The organism is Streptomyces sp. NBC_00568 (assembly GCF_026341855.1).
Taxonomy (GTDB): Bacteria; Actinomycetota; Actinomycetes; order Streptomycetales; family Streptomycetaceae; genus Streptomyces.
In genome coordinates this window covers 6,325,148-6,347,063 of the sequence record NZ_JAPENW010000001.1, presented here as the reverse complement: position 1 = coordinate 6,347,063, position 21,916 = coordinate 6,325,148, and the positions used below count along the sequence as shown (strand labels likewise).

At 72.5% G+C, this 21,916-nt stretch carries 17 protein-coding genes and 1 pseudogene; 11 read left to right on the top strand and 7 right to left on the bottom strand.

Annotated features, from left to right (window positions below):
• Window position 1 precedes the first annotated feature (1 nt).
• From OOK38_RS27635 to OOK38_RS27625, 3 genes are read right to left on the bottom strand one after another with little or no spacing between them, the layout of a single operon-like run.
• Entirely contained in the window at window positions 2-445 is a 444-nt protein-coding gene (locus OOK38_RS27635) for a hypothetical protein (RefSeq protein ID WP_266756099.1), read from the bottom strand.
• Window positions 446-503: 58 nt separating this feature from the next.
• Window positions 504-1,229 carry an ABC transporter permease subunit gene (locus tag OOK38_RS27630; protein ID WP_266756101.1) on the bottom strand — a complete coding sequence of 242 codons (726 nt, stop codon included), beginning with the start codon at window positions 1,227-1,229 and terminating at the stop codon, window positions 504-506.
• Between the two features lie 2 nt (window positions 1,230-1,231).
• Window positions 1,232-2,158 carry an ABC transporter ATP-binding protein gene (locus OOK38_RS27625; RefSeq protein ID WP_266756103.1) on the bottom strand — a complete coding sequence of 309 codons (927 nt, stop codon included), beginning with the start codon at window positions 2,156-2,158 and terminating at the stop codon, window positions 1,232-1,234.
• 108 nt (window positions 2,159-2,266) lie between these two features.
• On the opposite strand from OOK38_RS27625, the gene OOK38_RS27620 reads away from it, so the two are divergent.
• The 3 genes from OOK38_RS27620 to OOK38_RS27610 all read left to right on the top strand — a co-directional run bounded on the left by OOK38_RS27620 (window position 2,267) and on the right by OOK38_RS27610 (window position 5,386).
• Entirely contained in the window at window positions 2,267-3,430 is a 1,164-nt protein-coding gene (locus tag OOK38_RS27620; protein ID WP_266756105.1) for a sensor histidine kinase, read from the top strand.
• Window positions 3,431-3,444: 14 nt separating this feature from the next.
• Window positions 3,445-4,107, top strand: coding sequence for a response regulator transcription factor (locus OOK38_RS27615; RefSeq protein ID WP_266756107.1), 663 nt, complete (start codon window positions 3,445-3,447; stop codon window positions 4,105-4,107).
• Window positions 4,108-4,228: 121 nt separating this feature from the next.
• The gene (locus OOK38_RS27610) at window positions 4,229-5,386 is read left to right on the top strand and encodes an ROK family transcriptional regulator (RefSeq protein ID WP_266756108.1); all 1,158 of its coding nucleotides are present in this window, start codon (window positions 4,229-4,231) and stop codon (window positions 5,384-5,386) included.
• Between the two features lie 160 nt (window positions 5,387-5,546).
• On the opposite strand, the gene OOK38_RS27605 is transcribed toward OOK38_RS27610, so the two are convergent.
• Window positions 5,547-6,308, bottom strand: a complete 762-nt coding sequence (locus OOK38_RS27605) for a GntR family transcriptional regulator (RefSeq protein WP_266756110.1) — start codon at window positions 6,306-6,308, stop codon at window positions 5,547-5,549.
• Between the two features lie 282 nt (window positions 6,309-6,590).
• On the bottom strand, window positions 6,591-7,475 hold the full coding sequence (locus OOK38_RS27600; RefSeq protein ID WP_266756112.1) for an RNA polymerase sigma-70 factor: 885 nt from the start codon (window positions 7,473-7,475) through the stop codon (window positions 6,591-6,593).
• 111 nt (window positions 7,476-7,586) lie between these two features.
• On the opposite strand from OOK38_RS27600, the gene OOK38_RS27595 reads away from it, so the two are divergent.
• Both OOK38_RS27595 and OOK38_RS27590 read left to right on the top strand, forming a co-directional pair.
• Window positions 7,587-8,240 (top strand): NADPH-dependent F420 reductase, encoded by a 654-nt coding sequence (locus OOK38_RS27595; protein WP_266756114.1) that lies wholly within the window; start codon window positions 7,587-7,589, stop codon window positions 8,238-8,240.
• A gap of 189 nt (window positions 8,241-8,429) precedes the next feature.
• Window positions 8,430-9,260, top strand: a complete 831-nt coding sequence (locus OOK38_RS27590; RefSeq protein WP_266756116.1) for an alpha/beta fold hydrolase — start codon at window positions 8,430-8,432, stop codon at window positions 9,258-9,260.
• 156 nt (window positions 9,261-9,416) lie between these two features.
• On the opposite strand, the pseudogene OOK38_RS27585 reads toward OOK38_RS27590, so the two are convergent.
• Window positions 9,417-10,253 (bottom strand): annotated as a pseudogene (locus tag OOK38_RS27585) (DMT family transporter); the annotation flags it as partial.
• 47 nt (window positions 10,254-10,300) lie between these two features.
• Here OOK38_RS27585 and OOK38_RS27580 point away from each other — a divergent pair.
• The 5 genes from OOK38_RS27580 (at window position 10,301) to OOK38_RS27560 (ending at window position 19,734) form a co-directional block, all read left to right on the top strand.
• Window positions 10,301-11,794, top strand: coding sequence for a PLP-dependent aminotransferase family protein (locus OOK38_RS27580; RefSeq protein WP_266756118.1), 1,494 nt, complete (start codon window positions 10,301-10,303; stop codon window positions 11,792-11,794).
• A gap of 323 nt (window positions 11,795-12,117) precedes the next feature.
• Window positions 12,118-13,713, top strand: coding sequence for an alkaline phosphatase (locus OOK38_RS27575; protein WP_266756120.1), 1,596 nt, complete (start codon window positions 12,118-12,120; stop codon window positions 13,711-13,713).
• Between the two features lie 253 nt (window positions 13,714-13,966).
• Window positions 13,967-15,424, top strand: coding sequence for an SWIM zinc finger family protein (locus tag OOK38_RS27570; RefSeq protein WP_266756122.1), 1,458 nt, complete (start codon window positions 13,967-13,969; stop codon window positions 15,422-15,424).
• Complete coding sequence (locus OOK38_RS27565) at window positions 15,424-18,075, top strand: DUF6493 family protein (protein ID WP_266756124.1); 2,652 nt, start codon at window positions 15,424-15,426, stop codon at window positions 18,073-18,075. Before OOK38_RS27570 ends, OOK38_RS27565 begins: the two co-directional genes overlap by 1 nt.
• A gap of 198 nt (window positions 18,076-18,273) precedes the next feature.
• Entirely contained in the window at window positions 18,274-19,734 is a 1,461-nt protein-coding gene (locus OOK38_RS27560; RefSeq protein WP_266756126.1) for a GNAT family N-acetyltransferase, read from the top strand.
• Window positions 19,735-20,117: 383 nt separating this feature from the next.
• Here OOK38_RS27560 and OOK38_RS27555 read toward each other — a convergent pair whose 3' ends face one another.
• Complete coding sequence (locus tag OOK38_RS27555) at window positions 20,118-21,332, bottom strand: PLP-dependent aspartate aminotransferase family protein (RefSeq protein ID WP_266848871.1); 1,215 nt, start codon at window positions 21,330-21,332, stop codon at window positions 20,118-20,120.
• 60 nt (window positions 21,333-21,392) lie between these two features.
• Between OOK38_RS27555 and OOK38_RS27550 the strand changes: the two genes are divergently transcribed.
• On the top strand, window positions 21,393-21,899 hold the full coding sequence (locus tag OOK38_RS27550; RefSeq protein ID WP_266756129.1) for an Lrp/AsnC family transcriptional regulator: 507 nt from the start codon (window positions 21,393-21,395) through the stop codon (window positions 21,897-21,899).
• The last annotated feature ends 17 nt before the right edge of the window (window positions 21,900-21,916 follow it).

The window sequence follows — 21,916 nt, the reverse complement described above, 5'->3', positions numbered from 1 at the left end:
GTCACGGTGGGTCGATCTCCGTGACGACGGCCAGCAGCTGGAACGGCAGTTCGCTGTCCCACTGCGAGATACCGAGGGCGATCCAGCGGTCCTGCCCCTCCGGCTTCCAGAGGTGCACATCGGGCACGTGCGAACTCAGGAGCCCCCAGGGCTCGGGTATCTCCTCGCCGTCCGTCGCCCGCTCGAAAGCGCTCGACAGACTCAGGAGTTCCGGACGACCCCAGCGGCCGGTGAGCAGCTCCGAGAGACCGTCCCGGTCGGCCTCGTACTGCTCTTCGGTCTCCTCACGTGCCGCGCCGTCGGCTTCCCAGAAGTCCCCACTCGTCGCTAACTCGGCTATGTGGTAACCGGGTCCGGCGGAGCCGACATCCGACCGGCCGGGCTCCGGGGGAAACTCCTCGAAGCACAGCCGGTCGATCGTGGCGAGGTGCTGCGCGATGGTCATGCCGTCCAGTAAAGCGGCCACCACTGACAATTGGTGAGGCGTCAGGAGGCCGTTGAGGTCATGCGTCCCGGCGCCGGACGCTCCACGCGCCCGCACCGAGTGCCGCGACGGTCCACAGCGCGGTCACGGCGAGGCCGCTCCAGGGGCCCAGGGCACCGTCCGACGTCTCGTGCAGAGCCGTCTGCCCCGCCTTGTCCGGCAGGAAGTCGGCGATGCTCCCCGACGCTCCCCCGACGACGAAGGACACGATCAGGAGGAAGGGGATCAGGATGCTCAACGTGGCGACCCCGCTCCGCAGGACGGCTGCCAGGCCCGCCGCGAACAGGGCCATCAGGGTCAGGTAGATCGCGCAGCCGACCACTCCCCGGAGTTCCTCCGCCCAGGTCAGCCCTTTCGCTCGGGAACCGAGCACGGACGTCCCCACCACCAGACTGGCCACTCCCGTGACCAGACCGACGACCAGGACCGGTCCGCCGATCGCCACCGTCTTCGCCAGGAACCAGCGACCCCGGTCGGGAACCGCCGACAGCGAGACACGCAAGGCACCGCCCTGGTACTCGGCCGAGACCGCCTGCGCCCCGAAGGTGATGGCCGCGATCTGGCCGAAACTGACACCGAAGAAGGTCGAGAAGAGCGGGTCGAACTCCTGGCCGTCGGAGTCGTCGAGCCCGGCGAGTGCCGAGAACGCCACCGTGGCCGCGAGGACGGCGAACAGGCCCCAGAGGAGCGAGCGCAGGGTTCGGATCTTGATCCATTCCGCGCGGAGTACGGGTGCGAAGGACACGGTCAGACCTCCTGAGGCTGGGTCGGGGCGGCGAACTCGGTCTCGGTGGCTGTCAGATCCAGATAGGCCTGCTCCAACGTGCCTTCCTCCGCGGCGAGTTCGAGGATCGGCAGACCGGCGGCCGAGGTGAGGCGCCCTATGTCCTCCAGCCGCGCGTCGAGGGCGGTCCAGCGGCAGTCCTCGCCCTCGACGGCCTCGATACCGTGCTCCGCGAACAGGCCCGCCAACGCGCCGCTGTCCGTGCTGCGCACCCGGACCCGATGCCGCACGCGTGCGTGGATGAACTCGCGCATGGGCATGTCGGCGAGAAGACGGCCGCGGCCGAGGACGACGAGCTGGTCGGCGAAGGACGCGGTCTCGTTCATGAGGTGGCTGGAGACGAGGACGGCGCGCCCCTCACGGGCCAGCCGGCGCAGCAGTTCCCGGATCCAGATGATCCCTTCCGGATCGAGCCCGTTCGACGGTTCGTCGAGGAGCACCACGGGCGGGTCGCCGAGGAGCGCCGCCGCGATGCCCAGACGCTGACGCATGCCCAGGGAGTACGTCTTCACCCGGCGCCGGGCCACCGAGGCGAGCCCCGCTTCCTCCAGGACCTGGTCCACCCGGCGTTCGGGGATGCGGTTGGTGGCGGCGAGCGCCCGCAGATGGTCCCGGGCGGTCCGCGATCCGTGCGCCGCCCCGGCGTCGAGCAGGGCGCCCACCTTCCGGAGCGGTTCGTCGAGGGTGGCGTAGGCGCGGCCCCCGACGGTGGCGGTGCCGGACGTGGGCCGGTCCAGGCCCAGCACGAGCCGCATGGTGGTGGACTTTCCGGCGCCGTTCGGGCCGAGGAATCCGGTGACGCGGCCCGGGAGAACGCTGAAGGTCAGGCGGTCCACGGCGCGCTTGCCGCCGTACTCCTTGGTCAGGTCGTGGACGTCGATGCTGGTCATGGCCCCAGCGTGGCCGTCGTCGGCCGGTCCTCACCTCCCCCGAGGGTGGAGATCCTCTCCCCCGCCCGGGGGAGGTCCGTTGTCGGTGCCGGCTGGCACGATGACGCGATGGCCCGGTTTCTGCGCCCGCTGCTGTGGGGGACGACGTACACGCGTTTGCTGCACCTGTGGGTGCCGATGCTGTTCACCAGCGTGTGGCTGTTCATCGACATGACGAAGCCGTGGATGCCCGCGTTGCTGGTGGTTCCGCTGGGGCTGATCCCCGCCGTGCGGCGGGGCGAGGGTGTGCAGGCGCGGTTCATGCTGTCTCCGGACGAGCGAAGAGGCGAGGACCGGGTGTTCTCGGTCGCTCCTTCGGTCACCTGGCGGGACCGGTGGCGGACGGTGCTCTGGCTGGAGGCGCGCATCCTGCTGGGATGGGTGGCCTGCGGGGTCACCGTCTGGATGCCCCTGTTCGCCATCGACCTGGGCAGCGCGGCCATCGGGTACCGGTCGGCCGGCGACCCCGTGATGATGTTCCTCGACCCGCACTGGAGCTGCGCGCTGCTCGTCCCGCTGCCCCTGCTCGCCCTGTACGGCGGGGTGGTCGGCCTCGGTGAAGTGATCACGGCACTCGCGCGCCGGCTCCTCGGCCCCTCCCCCGGCGAGCGGCTCGCCGCCCTGGAGGAGCGCACCGAGCAGCTCCTGGAGCGCAACCGCATCGCCCGTGAGCTCCACGATTCCATCGGCCACGCGCTCACGGTCGCGGTGGTGCAGGCCGGTGCCGCGCGGGCGGCCGCCGACCCCGCGTTCACCGAGCGCGCCCTGGCCGCCATCGAGGACACCGGCCGGGCCGCCCTGGAGGACCTGGAGCGGGTGCTGGGTGTGCTGCGCGAGGCGGAGCGTCCCGCGAGCAGCCGCCCGACGCTGACCGACGCCGACCGGCTGCTGGAGTCGGCGCGCACGTCGGGAGCCAAAGTGGACGCCGAGGTGGCGGGCCCCCTGGAGACCGTGCCCGGTCCGGTGTCCAGGGAGGGGTACCGCATCCTCCAGGAGTCGCTCACCAATGTGCTGCGGCACGCCGGGAGCGTCCCGGTGCGGGTCCGTATCGAGGTCGGCGACGGCACGCTGGCCCTGGAGGTCCGCAATCCGCTGCCGGCCGGCATCACGGGGCCCGGACGGGGCAGCGGCCTGCGCGGCATACGGGAGCGGGCCGCGCTGCTCGGCGGCCGCGCGCGGACGGGCCCGCACGAGGGTGACTGGCAGGTGCGCGCGGAGCTGCCGTTGCGCTGATCTAGGCTGGCCGGATGGCGGTCAGTGTTCTCCTCGTCGACGACGAACCCCTCGTCCGCGCGGGCTTGCGCGCCGTTCTGGAGGCGCAGCCCGACATCGAGGTCGTCGGTGAGGCCGCCGACGGTGCCGCGGTGATCCCGCTGGTCCGGCAGCTGCGGCCGGACGTCGTCGCCATGGATGTCCGGATGCCCCTGATGGACGGCATCGAGGCCACACGCGCGGTGCTGCGGACCGTCACCGATCCGCCGAAGATCCTCGTGGTCACGACGTTCGAGAACGACGAATACGTCTATGAGGCCCTGCGCGCGGGCGCCGACGGTTTCCTGCTGAAACGGGCGCGGCCCGCCGAGATCGTGCACGCGGTGCGGCTGGTCGCCGAGGGCGAGTCCCTGCTGTTCCCCGCCTCCGTACGGCAGTTGGCGGCCGAGTACGGGGACAGTGGCGGGAATCCGGCCGCGCGGGCGGCCATGGAGCGGGCAGCACTGACCGAGCGCGAGGCGGACGTGCTGCGGCTGATGGCCCGGGGGATGTCGAACGCCGAGATCGCCGCGCGGCTGGTGGTCGGGACGGAGACGGTCAAGTCGCACGTCAGCGCCGTACTGGCGAAGCTGGGGGCCCGGGACCGTACTCAGGCGGTCATCGCGGCCTACGAGTCGGGGTTCGTGGCGCCGGGCTGACGGCACCCGTGGAACCGGCCCGGCGACGCCCCGTGAAGGGCAAAGGGTCCCCGGCCCTCGCCGGTGTCCCCGGCTCCGAGTACGATCCGGCCAACACGCGTACAAGCTGGGAGGACGGACGTTGGGGCAGTTGACCGGCGGGGATCCCTCTCTGCTGCGACGGATCAATTCCGCGGTGGTGCTGCACGCCTTGCGTGCCACGGACTGCGCGACCCTCACCGAGATCACCCGGGTGACCGGATTGTCGCGGCCGACGGTCGAGGGCGTCGTCGAGGGGCTGATCGAGAACGGGCTCGTCGTCGAGAAGGCGGCCGAGGAGGGCGCCACGCGGCGCCAGGGGCGTCCGGCGCGCAGGTTCCGGTTCCGGGCCGAGGCGGGGCATCTGCTGGGCCTGGAGATCGGCCCGCACCGTGTCGCGGCGCTTCTCGCCGACCTGGACGGGCGCGTGATGGGCGCGATGGCCAAGGACGTGGACGAGACGGCGTCCGCCGACGAGCGGCTGGAACGGCTTCGGATGGCGGTCGCCGAACTGCTGCGCAGGGCCGGTGTCGCCCGCAGCTCCCTGCGGGCGGTGGGGGTGGGAAGCCCCGGCATCGTGGAGGCGGACGGCACGGTGCGCCTGGGCACGGCGCTGCCGGAGTGGACGGGTCTGCCCCTGGGCGAGCGGCTGAGCCGTTCCTTCAAGTGCCCGGTGCTCGTCGAGAACGACGCCAACGCGGCGGCGGTCGCCGAGCACTGGAAGGGTGCGGCGACCGAGTCCGACGACGTCGTGTTCGTCCTGGCGGGCCTCAGTCCGGGCGCCGGCTCGCTGATCGGCGGGCGGCTGCACCGGGGGTACGGCGGGGCGGCCGGTGAGATCGGCGCGCTGCACCTGCTGGGCCGTGACGTCACCCCCGAGACGCTGCTGTCGACCACGGACGAGCCGTTGCACCCGCTCGACGAGCAGGCGGTCGCCAAGGTGTTCGCGCTGGCCAAGGGCGGCGACCAGCGAGCGCGTGCGGCGGTGGACCGTTTCATCCAGCGGCTGGTGCACGACGTTGCGGCCCTGGTCCTCGCCCTCGACCCGGAGCTGGTCGTCATCGGCGGCTGGGCGGCCGGTCTGGACGGCGTACTGGAGCCGCTGCGGCGGGAGTTGGCGCGCTACTGCCTGCGCCCGCCCAAGGTGGCCCTCTCCCTGCTGGGCGAAGCGGCGGTGGCGACCGGGGCGCTGCGGCTGGCCCTCGACCATGTGGAGGAGCAGCTGTTCGCGGTGGAGGGGACCGTGACGGCGCGCCGCTGAGGCGTCGGCGGCACGGCCCCGGGGCGGGCATGACCATGGCGGCACGGATGTACCGGCACGGCAATGGCGGAAAAACGGCGCGCCCCGGGGTGTTTCCGGGGCGCGGCGGGTGTGATCCGGGGCGTGGCTCGAAGAGCGCGGCGGGTCCGGGCGGGACGGCTCAGGAAGCGCGGCGCTCGGGGTCGTGGTGGATCTCCACGCCGCCGGAGTCGCCGAACGTGAGCCGGCAGGTGTCCGCGCGGTACGTGGCCACGGACACCGCGGCGGTACGTCCCTCGGTGAAGAAGCGGGTCGTGACGACGAGAACGGGCGCTCCGGGAAGGCGGTCGAGCTCCTTGGCGTCGTCCGCGCGGGCCGAACCGAGCTCGACGGCGCTGTCCTGGCCCTCCAGCTCCAGCCTCTGAAGCTCCCGCAGGACGGCACGCGCGCGTGCGGCGCCCGAGGGCGCGTCGATCGCCGACAGGTCCGGTACCGAGGACGCCGGGACGTAGAGGAGTTCGGCTGCGACGGGCTGACCGTGTGTCACCCGGGAACGGCGCACGACGTGCACCTGCTCGCCGGCGGCTGTCTCCAGGACGGCGGCCACGGACGCGGGCGGTGCCGCCAGGGTGCAGTCCGCGGCGTGCCAGGCGTCGCCGACCGCCCCGGGCCACACCTGCTGTTCGGTTCCCACGGCCACACCCACGCGCGGTGGGGCGACGGTGGTGCCCACACCACGACGGCGCTGCAGGCGTCCTTCCAGTTCGAGCTGTTCGAGCGCCTGGCGCAGGGTGGCCCGGGCGACCCCGAAACGGGCCGCCAGATCACGTTCGTTGGGCAGGATCTCGCCCACGGTGAACTCGGAGTCCAGTGCCTCGCTGAGCACGGTCTTGAGATGCCAGTACTTAGGTTCCGGCACCGATTCCAACTGCGTGGTCCCCACCCTGTCCTCCGCAATCGCCGTGGCCCGGCGGCGTTTTAACGCCCTTGTTTATTAAAGGTTCCTGCACTATCCCTGCGACCATAGGGCCGCCCCCACCCTTGGTCAAGACCAATCATCGATCCCATACGGTTTGCACAGGTGCCCGGCCGCGGAGGGTTCACGGGGTGTTCTCGCTGGGCGATGTTCGCGTCACAACGCCGAAAGCCCCCGTCTGTGGGACGGGGGCTTTCGCACTGTTTCCGTGACTCCGGCGGAGCCCTTCGGAAGGAGCGTCGTGCGGAGCTAGTCGGCGGAAAGGGCAACCAGCTTCTCCGGGTTGCGCACGATGTAGACGCACTGGATGCGGCCGTCCGCGACGTCCAGCTGGATGACGCTGTCCGGCTTGCCGTCGGACAGTGCGACCACGGCGAAGCCGCCGTTGACCTCGAGGAAGCGGAACGACAGGCCGGGTACGCCCTTCCTGGCGACGCCGATGACGAAGCGGCCGACCTTGTCGGCGGAGTCGAGGACTCGCAGGGGCGCCTGGGCCAGGCCTCCGCTGTCGCCGATCAGGCGCGCGTCCGGCGCCAGCAGGGACATGAGGCCCTCCAGATCTCCGTCGCCCGCCGCGGCGAGGAATCGCTCGGTGAGGTCGCGGCGTTCGGCGGGGTCGACCTCGTAGCGCGGCCGCCGTTCCCCGACGTGCTTGCGCGCCCGCCCGGCGAGCTGACGCACCGCCGGTTCGCCCCGGTCGAGGACGGCGGCGATGTCCGCGTACGGATAGCCGAACGCCTCCCTCAGGACGAACACCGCGCGCTCCAGCGGTGACAGGGACTCCAGGACGACGAGAACGGCGAGGGAGACGGAGTCGGCGAGGACCGCTCGTTCGGCGCTGTCCGGGACGCTGTCGCCGAAGTCGGTGACGTACGGCTCCGGGAGCCATGGCCCGACGTACGCCTCATGGCGCGACTGGACCTGGCGCAGCCGGTCGATGGCGAGCCGGGTGGTGACACGGACCAGGTAGCCGCGCGGTTCCCGTACGTCCGACCGGTCGTCGGCCGACCAGCGCAGCCACGCCTCCTGGACGACGTCCTCCGCGTCGGCCACCCGGCCGAGCATGCGGTACGCCACGCCCATCAGTACGGGGCGATGCTCTTCGAAGATGTCGGTCGCGGTGTCGATGGCCACCGCACCATCCCACCCGACACATTCCTCCGTGTCCAGGCGAAATCGCCGCTCCCGGAGCACAATGACCGCGGGCCGCCGGCGGCCCGCTCGGTCGACACGGGAGGAACGACGATGCGGTACGCGGTTCTGGGCACGGGCGACGTCGGGCGCACGCTGGCCGGGAAACTGGTCGAGCTGGGTCACGAGGTGTCGCTGGGTTCGCGCACGAAGGACAACGCGGCGGCCGTCGAGTGGGCCGACAGCTCGGGTCCAAGAGCGTCGCACGGCACGTTCGCGGAGGCCGCGGCGTTCGGCGAGGTGATCGTGAACGCCGTGGGCGGGCGGGTGGCGCTCGCGGTGCTGCGGGCGGCCGGCGAGGGACACCTGGACGGCAAGGTGCTGCTCGACGTCTCCAACCCCATGGAGTTCGAGGAGGGCGAGCTGCGGCTCGATCCCGTCGAGTCGGACAGTGTGGGCGAGCAGATCCAGCGCGCGTTCCCGCGGGCGCGCGTCGTCAAGAGCCTCAACACCGTCAACTGCCTTGTGATGGTGGACCCCGCCAGGGTGCCGGGCGAGCACCAGATCTTCGTCTCCGGTGACGACACGAACGCCAAGGAGCAGGTGACGGCGCTGCTGGGCGAGTTCGGCTGGCCCGCGCACCGTGTTCTCGACCTCGGGGGCATCCGGACGGCACGGGCGGTGGAGATGTATCTGCCCCTGTGGCTGGGCCTGTTCCAGGGTGTCGGGCACCCGGACTTCAACGTGGAGGTGCGCAGGGCGCGCTAGCGCCGGACGCGAGGAGCGGGAGCGTATCGGCGCGGGACCTGGAGGACAGCGGCGGGACACGAGCATCCGGCTCCGGGTTGCCCGGCCCCACGTCGTACGGTTCATGGCGACCTGGGGCTACCCGTCGGTAGCAATTGCTGACAAGCTGTCTACAAGATGGTCACGGCGTCCCAGACGAGGAGCAGTCCCATGTCCGACACGGTCTCCGTCAGCCTTCCCTCCTCGCGCGGCCCGAGGGCGGTCACCCTGTCCTACGCGCGCGTGGGCGCCGGTGAACCGCTGCTCCTGCTGCACGGGATCGGTCACCACCGACAGGCCTGGGACCCGGTCATTCCCATCCTGGCGGCCGAGCGCGACGTCATCGCCGTCGACCTCCCCGGTTTCGGCGCGTCCCCGGCGCTGCCCGAAGGACTCACCCACGACCTGGCGACCGTGGTACCCGTGCTCGGCGCGCTGTGCGAGGCGCTGGAGATCGAGCGGCCGCATGTCGCCGGCAACTCGCTGGGCGGGCTGCTGGCCCTGGAACTGGGCCGCGAGAAGCTCGTACGGTCCGTCACCGCGCTGTCGCCCGCCGGTTTCTGGTCACCGGTGGAACGGCGCTACGCCTTCGGGGTGCTGCTCGCCATGCGACAGGCCGCCCGGCGCATGCCTCTGCCGATCGTCGAACGGCTCTCCCGTTCGGCGGCCGGGCGGGCGGTGCTGACCAGCACCATCTACGCCCGGCCCGGCCGCCGTTCACCGGACGCCGTCGTCGCCGAGACGCTCGCGCTGGCCCACGCCGAGGGATTCACCGAGACCCTCCGGGCGGGGACGACCGTCCAGTTCACGGACGACATCCCGACGCTTCCCGTCACCGTGGCGTGGGGAACCCGTGACCGGCTGCTGGTGCGCCGCCAGGGCATCCGGGCCAAGCAGATCATTCCGCGGGCACGGCTGGTGCGGCTGCCCGGCTGCGGCCACGTCCCGATGAACGACGACCCGGCGCTCGTGGCCCGCGTCATCCTCGACGGCAGCAGCTGAGCGGCGGCGCGACGCCCCGGCGAAGCCCGCGCGGGCGGCGCGCCGCCCGCCGCCCTCGGCGGCAGCCTTCGAGCCCCGGCCACCGTCCCCCTCGGACCCAGCCCGTGAGCCACGCCCCACGACAAGGCTCAACGCGCCTGATCCGAGGGCGACTCCGGCACCCACCAGGGCACTTCCCGCAGCCTGAGGGACCCCGTAGGCGCCCGTGCCCACGAGCGGCGCGGTACAGGCGGCGGCCACGGGGATGAGGCCGGAGAACAGGGTGGCGCGCTCCGCGCCGATGCGCTGCATGCCCATGTACCAGCAGACGAAGCCGACGACCGTGACGACCGCCGCCTGCCACAGCAGTGCCGTCGCCTCGGTGGCGTCCGGTACGCGCAGCCACGCTCCGCGGTCGGTGATCACCCCTGCCACCGCCGACTCGGCCGCGGCGATCCCGCACACGGTGGCCGACAGCAGCCGTGGCCCTAGGGGGCGAAGGACGGGCACGGCCAGCACGGCGAAGCCGACCTCCCCCGCCAGCGCGCCCACGGAGTACGCGATCCCGGTCCCGTCCGTGCGGCCCCACCCCTGAACGGCGAAGGCGCCCAGGGCGACGAGCGACGCCCCGTACAGGACGCGGCGTCGTGGCCGACGGCCTTCCTGGAGAGGCACGAGAACCGCCACGAGGACCGGGGCACAGCCCACGAAGACACCCGGGACCGCCGGTTCGGCCGTGCGCTCGGCGGCGATCACCGCGAGGTTGAAGCCGACCATACCGACGGCCGCGAGCAGCGCGAGGCGCCCCCACCGGCGGGCCGTCAGCCGCCGCAGCGGGGCGGCACCGCCCCGGCCGACCAGGGGCAGCAGAAGGACACAGGCGAGGCCGTAGCGGAGGAACTGACCGCCCGCGTACGGGTAGTGGCCGAGGACGCTGTTGGCGGTGAAGGAACCTCCGACGAGGACACAGGCGAGGGCGGCGAGCAGGGCGCCCCGAATGGTGGTGGCGTTCATGACCGTGACGCTATGAAGGAACGTGGTCCGGTTTAAGGTCCACTTCCATGACGTCATCGGGGACCAATCGCGACGGGCCGCCGAACCACGCTCGCCCCGGCGCCGCACCCTGGTCGGCCGCCTGGGAACTGCTCCTGCCGGCCGCGGCCGCTCCGGCACGCGCGCGTGGCCGCGCATTGCAGGCCGCGCTGCGCGAGGCGGTCCGTTCCGGGCGGCTCGCACCCGGCACCCGGCTGCCGTCCAGCCGTGAGCTGGCCGGTGATCTCGGCGTGTCGCGGGGACTGGTCACGGAGGCGTACGAGCAGTTGACGGCGGAAGGGTATCTGCGCAGCGACCGCGGTGCCGGCACCTGGGTCGGCGGCGCGGTCCGTGCGGTGGGTCCACGCGCGCGTGACCTCGCGCCGCGGCCGGCCGGGGTGCGGGCGGACTTCGTCGCGGGAACCCCCGACCTGTCCCTCTTCCCGCGTGCCGCGTGGGCCGCGGCGCACCGCGGAGTGCTGGCCGAACTGCCCCACCAGGCACTGGGCTACCCGGATCCGCGGGGTCTGCCGAGGCTGCGGACCGCCCTCGCGGAACTGCTCGTTCGCCGCCGGGGCGTGGTCGCGGACCCGGAACGCGTCATCGTGGTCTCCGGGGTCGCGCAGGCGATGACGCTGCTCGGATTCGTGCTCCACGCGCGCGGGGCGACCGGCGTGGGTGTCGAGAATCCGGGCAGTCCGGAACACGGCTCCCTGTTCGCGTCCGCCGGCGTCGGCACCGTACCGCTGCCCCTCGACGGCGAAGGCCTCGCCATCGCTCCGCTCGAGGCGTCCGGCGTGCGCGCCGTGGTGACGACGCCCGCCCACCAGTTCCCCACGGGCATCGCGTACTCGGCGCGGCGCCGCACGGAACTCCTCGACTGGGCCCGATCCGTGGACGGGCTGGTCGTCGAGGACGACTACGACGGCGATTTCCGCTACGACCGTGCCCCGGTGGGCGCCCTGCAGGGGCTCGACCCCGAGCATGTCGCGTACACGGGCTCGGTCAGCAAATCGCTCGCCCCGGGGCTGCGGCTCGGCTGGCTGCTCGTCCCCGCGGCCCATGTCGAGGAGGTCGTCGAGCGCAAACGCACGATGGACCTCGGCAACCCCGTCCTCGACCAGGCGCTCCTGGCCCGCTTCGTGGAACGGGGTGACTACGACCGGCAGTTGCGCCGCTGCCAGCGTGCCTACCGGGAGCGGCGTGACGCCCTGGTGGCGGCCCTGGAGGAGCACTTTCCCGGCGCGGAGGTGTCCGGGATCGCGGCGGGCCTGCACGTCGTCGCCGCGCTGCCCGCCCGGTACGGGCCGCAGGACCGCTTCCTGGAACTGGCCGCGGCGGCCGGAGCGGTGGTCCGGCTCACGGCACACTACGGAGAGACGGCCGTGGACGGCGTACGGCTGGTGTTGGGGTACGCGCATCTGTCGCCCGCGCGGATACGCGACGGGGTACGGCTGATGGCGGACGCCGTACGGGGCGCGGGGGCCGATGTGGGGCCCCGGCCCACCGAGGCAAGCCCATGACGGCTCCTCGGGCCAGGCGTCCGGCGACACCGAGCAGGCGGGAGTGTCCCTTGGGAAGGTCCCCTGTGGGTTGCTGCCACCTGAGGAGCACCGGAGGCGGTCTTCCCCCGGGCTCCGTCAGCGCCCGCACCGGCGCCTCGCACCCGGTCCGCCGCGGGCCCGATGCGCGGCCGGTCTTCCGCGTCCACCCGCCGGATCCCGGATTCGTCGGCAATTCCCCCTCTTCCAGGGTCAGTTGTTCACCTACGGTTTCCGTGTGCGCTGCGGCGCACCAGTAGTTGTGGCACTGCACACTGGCCGAATCCGTCCCCGGAGGCGCATTCATGTCGCACCGTCCGCCCAGCTCCCTCCCAGACCGCCGCAGCGTGCTGCGCGGCACTCTCGCCGCGTCGGGGGCACTGGCTCTGCCCACCGCGCTCGCCTCGGCACCCGCGTTCACCCTGTCCGGCCGGCCGAAGGCGGGCTGGGGCGTCCAGGCCGGCGACGTGACCGCCGACTCCGGTCTGGTCTGGGTCCGGTCCGACCGCCCGGCCCGGATGATCGTCGAGACCTCGGCGACCGAGTCGTTCCGCAACCCGCGCAGATGGCACGGCCCGCTGCTCGGCACGGACACGGACTTCACGGGGACCACCCGGCTGCGCGGACTGCCCTCCGGCGAACAGATCCACTACCGCGTCCTGCTCGCCGACCCGGACGACCCCCGGCGCACCGGAGAGCCGGTCGGCGGGACATTCCGCACGACCCCGCACGGGCGGCGCGGCGGCGTGCGCTTCCTGTGGTCGGGTGACCTGGCGGGGCAGGGCTGGGGCATCAACCCGGAGATCGGCGGCTACCGCATCTACGACGCGATGGCCCGGCTCGACCCGGATTTCTTCCTGTGCAGCGGCGACAACATCTACGCGGACGGCCCGATCGCCGCGACCGCCGCACTCCCCGACGGCAGCACATGGCGGAACGTCACGACCGAGGAGAAGTCCAAGGTCGCCGAGTCGCTGGCGGAGTTCCGCGGCAACTTCCGCTACAACCTGCTCGACGAGAACCTCAAGCGGTTCAACGCCCAGGTGCCCTCCATCGTCCAGTGGGACGACCACGAGGTGCGCAACAACTGGTACCCGGGCGAGGTGATCGCGACCACCGACACGCGCTACACGGAGAAGAGCGTCGACGTACTGGCCGCCCGGGCCCGGCGCGCGTTCGGCGAGTACTTCCCCATCTCGACCCTGCGGCCCGGCGACCGGGACGGCCGCGTCCACCGCGTCGTGCGGCACGGTCCGCTCCTGGACGTCTTCGTCCTCGACATGCGCACCTACCGCAACGCCAACTCGCCCGGCAACCAGACCACGGACCCGCAGGGCATCCTCGGCGCCGAACAGCTGGAGTGGCTGAAGCGCGAGCTGTCGCGTTCGCGTGCCGTGTGGAAGGTGATCGCCGCCGACATGCCGATCGGCCTCGTCGTGCCGGACACGACCGAAGGCAAGCCGAACATCGAGGCCGTGGCGCAGGGCGATCCGGGCGTGCCGCTCGGACGTGAGCTGCAGATCGCCGAGCTGCTGCGGTTCATCAAGCACCGGAGGATCACGGGCACCGTGTGGCTCACCGCCGATGTGCACCACACCTCGGCACAGCACTATCAGCCGTCGCGGGCCGCGTTCACCGACTTCGAGCCGTTCTGGGAGTTCGTGTCCGGTCCGCTCAACGCCGGCGCCTTCCCGGCGAGCGCGCTGGACAACACGTTCGGTCCTGAGCGGGTGTTCGTGAAGGCGCCCGTCGCCTCGAACGTCTCGCCCGCCGGCGGCTACCAGTTCTTCGGCGAGGTCGACATCGACGGCGACAGCGGCGAGTTGACGGTCCGGCTCCGGGAGCAGGACGGGTCCGTGCTGTTCACTCAGGTGCTCCAGCCGGGGCGCGTCGGGCAGTAGCGGGACCCGCCGCAGGCGTCGGCGCGGCAGGCGGCAGACGGCAGACGGATGACTCGTGAGCGGACGGCGGGCGGCCGCGCACGGCACCCGGTCGGCCGTGCGACGCGTCCGGCTCCCGTACCCTCGAACCGTGCGCCGCGCACCGGAGTCATCCCCCGGTGCGCGGCATCGCGCACCCACCGCCGGAGTCGACCGAAGAGCAAGTCGTCGCAGGTCAGAGCCGATTGTCAGTGGTTGCCTCTACGGTTTTTCCATGACGCGATCTTTGCAGGCCGTGGCCTACACCCGACCCTCCGCGCTGGAGTCCGCGCCGGGCGGACGACGCCTGGGACTTGAGACCTCGCGGGGCGCGACGCCCAGCGGGATCAAGGACCACCCACGGTTCTTCGCGGGCTTTCTGAGGTCGCCTCAGGTGGCGGCCGCGGGGCTTCTGGCGGTGGCCGACGTCGCGGCGGCGCGCTACTACCAGCGGCAGCTGCGCGCCTCCCTGGACCCGGTGGTCACGGGCAACGGCGACCGGCTGCGGTTCGAGTCCTTCTCCGGCTGCGGCGGGGTGTACGCGCGCCTGGACGTGCTGACAGCGGGCCTCGACGGCGGCGAGATCGGTCACGGGACGACCAATGTCGACGTCAACAACCCGCTCCGCGAAGCCCTTTCACGCATCGGCACGGACGACCCGCTGCACCTTCGGGTCGGCCCCGACGAGATGGCCGTGACGACGCTGGACGGGCCGGTGGTGGAGAAGAAGGTGCCGCTGCCCGACCGCTGGCTGCGGGGATTCGCCGAGGCCCAGGTGACAGCGGCCGGGTTCGATCTGCGGGCCGAGCTGCCCGCGGCGGAGGCCGTCCGGTTCCTGCGCTCGCTCCCGCGTGGCACCACGCGCGGGGCGTCGGGCGGTGCGCGCTGGGTGGTGCCGGCGGGCCGCGGGCTGCGCCCGACGACGCGACCGGTTCCGGGCGCCGTGTGTCTGCCGGGCCCTGAGCGGCTGATCGCGCTCCAGCGGGTGCTGCGCCATGCGACGTCCCTGCGAGTGTACGGCCCACCGGTCACCGGCGACGCCGCCGCGGCCGGCGCCTGGGAGGCCGTCCTGCCCGGCATGCGGCTCACCCTCACCCTGTCGCCGGACGCCTCCCGCGGCTTCTCCGGGGAGGGCGGCGTACTGGACGCCCTGTCCACCGACGAGGCCGCCGAGGACGCGGAGTTGATCGCGGTGCTCCTGGCCTGGGAGCCGCGCGTCGACGTGGGTGACCTGGCCGCCGCCTCCGGTCTGCCGGCCGAGCGGGTCAGGGCCGCCCTGGTCCGGCTGGGCACGTCGGGGCGCGTGGGGTACGACACCGCGGAGGCGGCGTACTTCCACCGCGAACTGCCCTATGACGCGGACCGGGTCGAGCGGCACAATCCGCGGCTGCGATCGGCCCGTTCCCTGGTCGCCGCGGGGGCGGTCGCCCTGGACGGTGCCATCGGCACGGTGACCGCCGACGACGGGCATGTGCACCGGGTCCGCGACGACGCGGGAACGCTGAGCTGCTCCTGCCTGTGGTGGGCGAAGTACCGGGGCGGACGGGGGCCCTGCAAGCATGCCCTCGCGGTGCGGATGGTGCGGCGGGGCACACGGGCCGGACACGGGGCCGGTCCGGCTCCGGCTCCGGCTCCGGCCGGCGGACGACGCGAAGAATTCATGGAAGTTCCGGTCGACGGGGGCGATGCGTGATGAGCGGCGAAGCGCTGTTGAAGGCGGTACGGGCGGGGCACACGGTCGAGGCCGCCGGTCTCCTGGACGGGATGACGGACGGCGAGCGCCGCGCCTGCCTGCCCGACTTGAAGGAACTGCGCAAGGAACTGCGGACCGCGCCGTGGAACGCGGCGTCACGGGTGGCCCATCCCGCGCTGCACGCGGCGGGAGCCGCCTGCCACACCGGCGCCGCCGGTGCGGCGACCTGGATCGCCGCGGCCGACATGCGCTGGTCCCAGGCCTCCCCCGGTGTCCTCCTCCATGTGCTGGGCGACCGCGAGACCGACTGGCTGACCGACCTGACGCACCGGCTCGCCGCTCGGCCGGTGACTTCCCGGATCCCGTTCGCCCTGCTGTCGGGGCTGGTGGGGCTGTCCGGCTGCGAGGTGCCGACGACCGATGCCTATGTGCAGGGCTGGTTCGAGCACATCGGTGCTTCGTGGCACAGCGGGGGCACCGTGGCGCAGCGACTGCGCCAGGAGCCGCACCTGCCCCGGATGATCGCCGCGCTCTTCGAGTCACTGGACGTCACGGGGCAGATCGCCTGGCTCTTCGGCGACGGCCCGGGCAGCTGGTACAACGCCCTCGCCGAACTGGCCGAGGAAGGCACTCTGGACCGCGAGGTCCTGGTGGACGCCTGCGTGGCCCGGATGCTGCGCGGCGGTGCCCCCGCCGACCAGCGGGTGTTCCTGCGTCTGTTGTCGTGCCTCGCCCCGACACGTGACGAGGAACGCGAGCGCTCGGCCGACTGGACGGCGCTCGCCTGCGAGGCCGTGCCGGCCGTCGCCTGGCACGCGCAGTCGGTGCTCGCCTCTCTCGCACTGGACGGTGAGTTGACGCCCCGACAGCTGGCCGAGATGTCCTCGGGCGTGCTCTTCCGTACGGAGAGGAAGCTCGTACGGGCTCAGCTCATCCTGCTCGGCAAAGTCCTCAAACGCGATCCGTCCACGGCCGATGTGCTGCTGCCCGCGGTGGCGCAGGCCTTCGGACATGAGGACACGGAGGTGCAGGAGCGTGCGCTGAAGCTGGTGGAGCGCCATGTCACCGCCCTGGGCGACTCGGGAGTCACGCGGCATCGACTCGGCGAATTCGCGGCCGAGTTGAGCCCGGGGCTGCGGATCCGGGCTCAGCGAAGCCTCGGCATCGAAGCCCTCGACTCCGATTCGGCCGCCCAGGAGGAGGTGCTGCCGCCCGTTCCGGAGCCGGCACGGCTGGCGGCGGCACCGGATTCGGCGGCCGAACTGGCCGAGGAGGTCAGCGCGTTGCTGGCCTCCGATGGTGGCGTTGCCGCGCTCGAACGCACCCTGGACGGTCTGGTCCGCCACGCCCATCGTGATCGGGCCGGTCTGGTGGAGGCCCTCGGACCCGTGGTCGCACGCTGCTGGTGGAAGGATCTCGATCCGCGGTACTCGACCGCGAGCGTGCGCTTCCGGGAGGCGCCGCACGGTCTCGAAGTGGTCCTGGCGGCCCTGTTCGAGCAGGTCGGCATGGACACCCTGCATGCGGCGGTGCAGCAGGGCCCGACGAACGGGAATTGCCAGCACAGCGCCCTGTCGCGCGCTGTGGACGCGCGCCTGTGGGAGGTGGCGTACCGGCTCCGCGCCGAGCCGATGCCGTTCCTGCTGGCCACACCCACCTGGGCCACCGGATCGCTGGAGCCGGACGAGCTGGTGGCACGCCTGACCGAGTACCGGCGGCTCGACGCCCGTCCGGGAGCCGCCGACTTCGCCCAGGCACTCCTGCGGGTACGGCGCGACGACCGTGCGACGGCGGAGGCAGCGGCGGCGCGGGCCCGGGCACTGGGCAGTCCCGAGGGATACCGGCTGGCCCAGTGGCTCGCCGCCGAAGCGCCGGTGCTGCCCGTGAGCCGCCGGCGGACGGCAGGCGTCCGCATCCTGCTGGAACTCGGCGAACTCGAAGAGATACAGGGCTCGTTCCCCCCGGAGTTCCGGCTGCTGGGACGCCCCTTCACCGTGTTCAAGGACCGCCGTTACTGCCGGCACTGGGACGTTGCCGAGAGGCAGCACTGGCAGGCGGTCGTACCGGGACGGCGGGAGCTGGTGGCGGCGCGTCTGCTGCGCGACATCAGCATGGTCGCGGTGGACGACAGCCGCGCGGACGCCGCGATTCTGCCGCTGCTCGCGGAGGCGGACGGCACGGCGGGCGAAGCACTGCACCTGTGCCTGGCGTACGGGCTCGGAGCCCGGCATCCCGAGGACCGGCTCGCCGCGGTGGACGCCCTGTTGATCCTTGCCGCGCGGGGGCAGCTCGACGCCGGGCGACTCGGCGCGGACGTCGGCGAGTTGGTGCGCCGGGGGGCGGTGAAGCCGTCCCGGCTGGCCGAGTCGATACGCACGGCAGCGGCCACGGGCGCGTACGCCACCGTCTGGTCGGTACTGCGCGACCTGTTGCCGGCCCTGCTCGCCGATCTCACAGCGGACGGGGCGAGCGGCGGACCCGTCCGGGGGCTGGGCGAGTTGCTGACCGTCGCCGCCGACTGCGCCGAGCGGTCCGGGGCACGCGGTGATCTCACGCATCTCGCCGGGGCCGCCGGGCGGCGCGGCTCGTCCAGGGTGGCGGTGCAGGCCCGCCGGCTACGGACGGCGCTGACGCAGGAGGCCGCCGCCTGACGTAGGACCTCCCAACCCGCGGGCATGGCGACGCGAGCCGCGCGGCCCTGACCAGGGAGGGTGGACCGATCGCGCGTTCGAGGCAAAAGACCCGTAAAAAGAACTGCAAAAGGTGCAGAACGACACTTAACCGATCAGTCACAAGCCGTTCGTGATCACGCAACACCATTCCTTCACAGTGGCTGTATGACTCCAGACATGTCTGATGTGACGCGTGCGAAGCACGGACGCCCCGTACACCACTGGCGGCGCGACCTCGTCGAACTCGCCGCGCTGTTCACGGCCGTGGCGGTCGCGGACGGAGTGGCCAACTTGATCGGGCACGGGCCGGACGGTCCCGCGCTGCTGGTGACGTCCGCCGTGATCCTGGCCGCCACGGCCGGGTTCCACACATGGTGGGCACGGCGCCACGGTCACGCGCCGCCGACGAGCGATACCGGCGCCCCGCCGCTCGCGGCCGGGCGAGCGGCCGGGCCGTCTGGGCAAGAGGAAGGCACCTCCACACCGGTGACCGTCGCGGAGACGACCGTGCTGTGGCGGATGCGTACGACGGTCAAGGACGCCCCGGGCTCGCTGGCCGCGCTGTGCATGGCGCTCGCGCAGCACCAGGTCGACATCCTGAGCCTCCAGACGCACCCGCTGGCCGAGGGGACCGTCGACGAGTTCCTGCTGCGCGCCCCCGCGGAGCTGGCCACCACCGAGATCATCCGGAACGTGGCCCAGGCGGGCGGCACCGAGACCTGGATCGAGCGGGCCGACGCCCACGATCTGGTGGACGCGCCGACCCGGGTACTGGGCCTGGCCACCCGTACGGCCCTCGACGCGTCCGAACTGCCGCTCGCACTGCGGCAGTTGCTCGGCCGGTGCACGATCCGCTCGCTGCCCGCCAAGTCCCCCGGCTCCGGCCGGGCGGCGGAGGGGGCTCCCGTGGAGGGGGCACTCGAGGACACGGTGATGCGGCTGCGGGCACCTGAGGGCGGGGTGATCACGGTGGAGCGGCCGTATCTGCCGTTCACGCCGACCGAGTTCGCGCGGGCCCGGGCCCTCGTCGAGCTGGACGCGCGGCTCGGTCCGCGCATTCCGCGCGGACAGGATCTGCTGACACTGCCCGAGGGCAACGCGATCACGGTACGGCGTGCCGACGTCTCCGACCTCGAGGCCGCCAAGGCGATGCACGAGCGCTGCTCGCCGCGCACGCTGAGCATGCGGTACCACGGCCCCGTCGGGGACGCGGACCGCTACCTCAACCACCTGCTCAGCCCCAGTTTCGGACGCACCCTGGCCGTACAGACCGCGTCCGGCAGGATCGTCGGCCTCGGCCACCTCCTCTGGGACGGCGACGAGACGGAGGTGGCGCTGCTCGTCGAGGACGACTGGCAGCGGCGCGGAATCGGCGGCGAACTGATCGGCCGCCTGGTGGCGATGGCCGTCGAGGCCCGGTGCGGGAGCGTGTACGCCGTGACGCAGGCGTCCAACACCGGCATGGTGTCCGCCATGCGCAGCCTCGGCCTCCCGCTCGACTACCAGATCGAGGAGGGCACCCTGGTCATCACCGCCCGCCTTGAGGCGGCACCGGTGACCTCACGGCTGCCGTACGACCAGGTCCAGGCACAGGCGCAGGCGCAGCCGGGGACCAGCACGCGGGCCGGGCGGGACTAGCCCCGAGCCTTCGGGCCCCCGACCCGCCCACTCCAGCCGCGGCTGCCCCGCCGGGCTCGGCGGGGCGGCGAGTCGCCTCGCCGCCCCGCCGCCCCGCCGCCCCGGGCGCCACCGGTGTGTACGGGCCGAAGCCCGCCCGCTCCTCCGGGTCCGTGCCCGCAGCGCCGTCAGGTCGCCGTACGGCACGAACGCTAATCCCGGTCGCTGCCCGCCCGAGGACGCCGGGCAGGGACCGGCCGTCACCTGCTCCGCCCGGCGCGGGAACACCGGGTTCCGGTGGCGCGGCGGCGGTCAGCCGTTCCGTCCGCCACCGGCCCGCCGGTCCACACACCGGCCGGCCGGTGCTCGGCCCGGCCCCTTGCCCCGGCTTCGCGCCCCGGTCCTCAGCCCTCGCTCGTGAACCCCAGTGCGCCGTCCAGGTCGGACCACAGGTCGTCCACGTCTTCCAGGCCCACCGAGAGGCGCAGCAGGCGGTCGCTGACGCCCGCGTCGTGGCGGTCCTCCGTGGGGACTATGCGGTGGCTTATGGAGGCCGGGTGCTGGATGAGGCTGTCGACGCTGCCGAGACTCACGGCGGGGGTGATCAGCCGGACTCCGGCGATGACGTCGTGCGGGTCGCCGTGGACCTCGAAGGCGATCATGGCACCGCCGATGCGCGGATAGTGGACGCGGGCGACGCGCGGATCGGCGGCGAGCCTGCGGACGAGTTCCGCGGCGTTCGAGGACGCGGCCCGCACCCGGACCGGCAGGGTCGACAGGCCGCGCAGCAGCAGATAGCCGGCCAGCGGATGCAGGACGCCTCCCGTCGCGAACCGCACCTGGCGCAGCTTCCGGGCGAACTCCTCGTCGCACGCGACCACTCCGGCCATCACGTCTCCGTGTCCGCCCAGGTACTTGGTGGCGCTGTGCAGGATCAGGCGAGCGCCGTGTTCGGCGGGGCGTTGCAGCACGGGCGTGGCGAAGGTGTTGTCGGCGAGGAGGGGCACGGAACCGCAGGCGTGCGCCACGGCCCGGAGGTCGAGCTCGGCGAGTGTCGGGTTGGCCGGGGACTCGACCATCACGAGGCCCGTGTCCGGACGCAGCGCGTCGGCTATGCCGGCCGGGTCGACCCAGGTGACCTCGCTGCCGAGCAGCCCGGCCGTGAGGAGGTGGTCGCTGCAGCCGTACAGGGGACGTACGGCGACGACGTGGCGCAGCCCCATCGCGTTCCGTACGAGGAGGACGGCGCTCAGCGCGGCCATGCCGCTCGCGAAGGCGACCGCGCTCTCGGTGCCTTCGAGACGCGCGAGGGCGGTCTCAAAGCGGGCGACGGTCGGATTTCCGAGACGGGCGTAGACGGGCGGGCCCTCGGGTTCGGCTCCGTCGGCCGCGAAGGCGTCGATCCGGGCGGCTTCCCCACGGCTGTCGTACGACGGGTAGGTGGTGGACAGGTCGATCGGGGCCGCGTGCAGTCCCAGCGCCGCCAGGTCCTCCCGGCCGGCGTGCACGGCTTCGGTGGCGAGTGCCCGGGCCGTGGGAACGGGGAAGACCTGACCGTCGCCGTTCAGGTCGTCCTGCGCGTCGTACGCGCCGTGGGTGTCGTACACAACGGAGTCCATGGGCCGAAGCCTGAACACCGGACGGGGTTCGGGCGCCACATCCCGTGTTACGTTCGCGCCATGGCCGATTCTGTCGTACTCGATCCGGTGGATCTTCATCTGTTGCGGCTCTTGCAGAACGACGCACGGACGACGTACCGCGATCTCGCGGCGCAGGTCGGGGTCGCGCCCTCGACCTGCCTGGACCGGGTGACCAGACTCCGGCGGGCAGGAGTGATTCTCGGCCATCAGCTGCGGCTGGACCCCTCGAAGCTGGGACGGGGTCTCGAGGCGCTGCTGTCCGTGCAGGTCCGGCCGCACCGCCGGGAACTGGTGGGGCCCTTCGTGGACCGGATCAGGGTGCTGCCGGAGTCCCGCACGGTCTTCCACCTCACCGGCCCCGACGACTACCTCGTCCATGTCGCCGTCGCGGACATGGCGGATCTGCAGCGGCTGGTGCTCGACGAGTTCACCTCGCAGCGTGAAGTGGCGCGGGTCGAGACGCGGTTGATCTTCCAGCAGTGGGACTGCGGTCCCCTGCTGCCGCCCGTCGCGCCGGGCGCTTCGCCTCCGGCGAAATCCGGCTGATGCGGTGAAAAGCCCGG